Source organism: Ideonella azotifigens (assembly GCF_006519715.1).
In the GTDB taxonomy this organism is placed as follows: Bacteria; Pseudomonadota; Gammaproteobacteria; order Burkholderiales; family Burkholderiaceae_C; genus Ideonella; species Ideonella azotifigens.
Genome location: NZ_VIDT01000584.1, coordinates 1 through 3,479, shown reverse-complemented (window position 1 = coordinate 3,479; position 3,479 = coordinate 1). Strand labels below are relative to the sequence as shown.

Here is a 3,479-nt window from a genome sequence, read left to right as displayed (position 1 = left end):
ACGCGGCATGCCCGCGGGCATGGACAACGACAACCAGTACCTGTACTACCGCAACACCTTCTACTGGGACAAGCACGCCTACCAGCTGGCCGCCGGTGACTACACCCAGGCCAGGGTGCAGCACTGGTACCACGACATGGTGAATTTCAGCTATTCGTCCAGCGCGATGGCGTCCACCGTCAACCCGCTGGAAGGCCGGCTGTGGTTCCGCACGCCCAACGACAGCGGGCTGACCTCGGGCACCTACAACCAGCCCTGGCAGATCGGCCGGGTGCTGGACGATGGCAGCACGCAGCTGACGACCCTCCTCTACAACCAGACCGGCAACCCGGCCTCGGTGACCGATCCTGAAGGGCGCTACACCCAGTACACCTACGGCAATGGCAACGGCATCGACGTGACCCGGGTGCGGGTGCGCGACAAGAACGGCAACTACTACGTCACGGCGCAGGCGACCTTCAACACGCGGCACCTGCCGCTGACCACCACCGACGCAGCGGGCCAGGTCACGACGTACACCTACAACCCGGCCGGGCAGTTGCTCACCAAGACCAACCCGCTGGGCCAGGTCTGGACTTACCAGTACGACGCGCTGGGGCAGTTGACCAGCATCACGCTGCCAAATGCCGTCGCTGGCGTCACGCTGACCTACGACGGCTTCGGCCGGGTGGCCTCCCGCACCGACTCCGAAGGCCACGTCATCGGCTACAGCTATGACGCGCTGGACCGCATGCTCAGCGCCACCTACCCGGACGGCAGCAGCGAACAGTACGCCTACGACAAGCTGGACCTCGGCAGCTACACCGACCGCCTGGGCCGCGTGACCAGCTACGGCCACGACGCCAACCGCGCGCTCAGCAGCGTCACCGATCCGCTGCTGCACACCGTTTCCATCGGCCGCTACCGCAATGGCGAGTTGCAGACGCTGACCGATGCCAAGGGCAATGTCACCACCTGGCAGCGCGACCTTCAAGGCCGCGTCACCAGCAAGACCTTTGCCGACGGCAGTGTCGACACCTTCAACTGGGAGACTTACGGCGCACGCATGAAGTCGCGGGTGGACGCGACCGGCCGCACCCAGACGCTGACCTACCGCAAGGACGACCGCATCGCCAGCGTCGCTTACAGCGGCGGCAGCGTTGCCACGGCCACGGTCAAGTTCAGCTACGACACGGTGTTCCCGCGTGTGAAGTCCATGAGCGACGGCACTGGCACGACCCAGTACCAGTACGGCGCCGTGGGCAGCCTGGGCGCACTGCAACTGACGGGTGAAGACGGGCCCTACGCCAACGACGACATCGCCTACGCCTACGATGAACTCGGCCGGGTGAAGCAGCGCACGGTAGCGGGCAATGCCGAGAGCATCGTCTTCGACGCGCTGGGCCGCGTGAGCAGCGGCCAGAACGCGCTGGGCGCACTGGCCTACAGCTACCTGGGCAACACCTTCGCACCGCTGACCGTGGCCGTGGGCACCAAGGCCAAGACCACCTTCGGCTACGAGAACAACACGCTGGACCGGCGGCTGAGCAGCATCGCCGGCCTGGGCACGCGCAGCTTCCAGTACACCAGCAACGCCCAGGCCCTCGTCACCGCCATCGCCGACACCACGATTGCCGGCGCGGCACGCGGCTGGACCCCAGCCTACGACGCCGCGGACCGGCTCACCGCCATGTCGGTTTCCCCTGGCGATGCATTTGCCTACGCCTACGACGCGGCCGACAACCTGACCAGCCTGACCCTGCCCGGCGGCACCACCTCCACCGCCACCTTCGGCGTCAACAACCAGTTGCTGAAGCTGGCCGGCGCCAATGTGACGCACGACAGCGCCGGCAACATCACCGACGACGGCAAGCGCACCTACACCTGGGACGGCGCCGGCCGACTGGCCACCATCCTCTACAAGAACAACGCGGCGCTGAAGAGCGAATTCCGCTACGACGGCATGGGCCGCCGGGTGGCGATGCTGGAGACCAATGGCAGCACCGTCACCGAGACCCGCTTCCTGTGGTGCGGCATGGTGCTGTGCCAGGCCCGCGACGGCAGCGACGCGGTGACCCGGCGCTACTTTGCCGAAGGCGAATTCCGCCCGGCGAACTCGGCCAAGTATTACTACAACCGCGACAAGCTGGGCTCGGTGCGCAACGTGACCAACGTCGCCAGCGGTGCCGTGCAGGGCTCGCTGGACTACGACGCCTACGGCAACTCGGTGGCCACCGGCGGCACGCCGACCTCCACCGACTTCCGCTACGCCGGCATGTTCTATCACGCCACCAGCGGCCTCTACCTCACGCCTTTCCGGGCCTACAACCCGGCGGCCGGCCGCTGGCTCTCACGGGACCCGATTGCCGAAAACGGTGGCGTGAACCTGTACAGCTACGTCAAGGGCAACCCGGCTTCGCAGATCGACCCGCTGGGCCTGTGGACCATCAACATCGGCATCTCCGGCAGCGTCAACATCCCGCTGATCGGCCCGGTGGGCATTGGCGGCGGCGGTTTTGCCGGCATTGCCTTCGACGGCACCAACTGGGGCTTCTACGGCGGTGGTGGCGGTGGCGTGGGCGCTGGGGCCGGCGGCTCGATCGGCATCCAGTTCGGCGGCTCGAATGCCAAGACGATCTGCGACCTGGCCGGCCCGTTCGCCTCGGTCAGCGGCTCCGGCGGCGAAGGTGTCATCGGCGGTGCCGAGGGCTACTACGGCCAGGGCTCCGACGGCAGCAACATCTACGGCGGCAACGGCTTCATTGGCGTGGGCGGCGGCACCCCTGTCTCAGGCACCGCCGGCGCCACCTACACCTGGGTGCACCCCTTCTGAACAATGCCTGCCGACACAAGGATGCCGATGCTCAGATCCCTGAAAATCATCTGCGGCCTGCTGGCGCTGGGCTTGTGGTGCTGTTCCTTCTTCGTCTGGCAGCGCTACGCCTCGACCGGCGCCGCCTCGCCACCGCCCGGCGAACCCTCGTACCCGCTGAACACCCACGGCGCAGTGGTCTACCTCACGGCCGGCGAGCACTTGCTGCTGTACGGCCTGATCACGGCCGGCGCGGTGCTGTTCGTGCTGGCCGCCGGCCTGTACTTCTTCGGGGACAGGAAATAAGCCGCGGCGCGCCAACCCAGCTGCGGCAAGCCCGTGGCCACCCTGCAGGCTCATGGCCGCATCGGCCTGCATGCGCCCGTTCGTGCGCGCCTTCCCATTCGTGCGCGCCTTCGCGCGCCTCTTCATTCAATCAAACGCTGCCGCCAGGCCCGGCCACCGCATCGGGTGGCCGGGCTTCGCCGCGGCCCCAGTGCCCCACTCCCTCCTGGAGCGATTCATGCAAGCTTTCTCCGACACCTCCCGCGCCAGCAACCCGCAGCGCCGTCCGCAAAGCCTGAAGCTGGGCGCACTGGCGCATGCCATCCAGGCCTGGCGTGCGGGGAACTCGACGCGGTTGGCCGAGGCCGGCACCTGGTCGGCCATCGGCGCACTGCTGGTGCCG

At 67.5% G+C, this 3,479-nt stretch carries 2 protein-coding genes; both read left to right on the top strand.

The window, feature by feature from the left end; translation table 11 throughout:
* On the top strand, nucleotides 1–2,812 hold a 2,812-nt coding region (locus FKP22_RS24460; RefSeq protein WP_141290266.1), incomplete at its 5' end, for an RHS repeat-associated core domain-containing protein.
* A 27-nt stretch (nucleotides 2,813–2,839) separates the two neighbouring features.
* Nucleotides 2,840–3,097: a hypothetical protein gene (locus FKP22_RS24455; RefSeq protein WP_141290265.1), complete on the top strand. Its 258-nt coding sequence runs from the start codon at nucleotides 2,840–2,842 to the stop codon at nucleotides 3,095–3,097.
* Nucleotides 3,098–3,479: the final 382 nt, after the last annotated feature.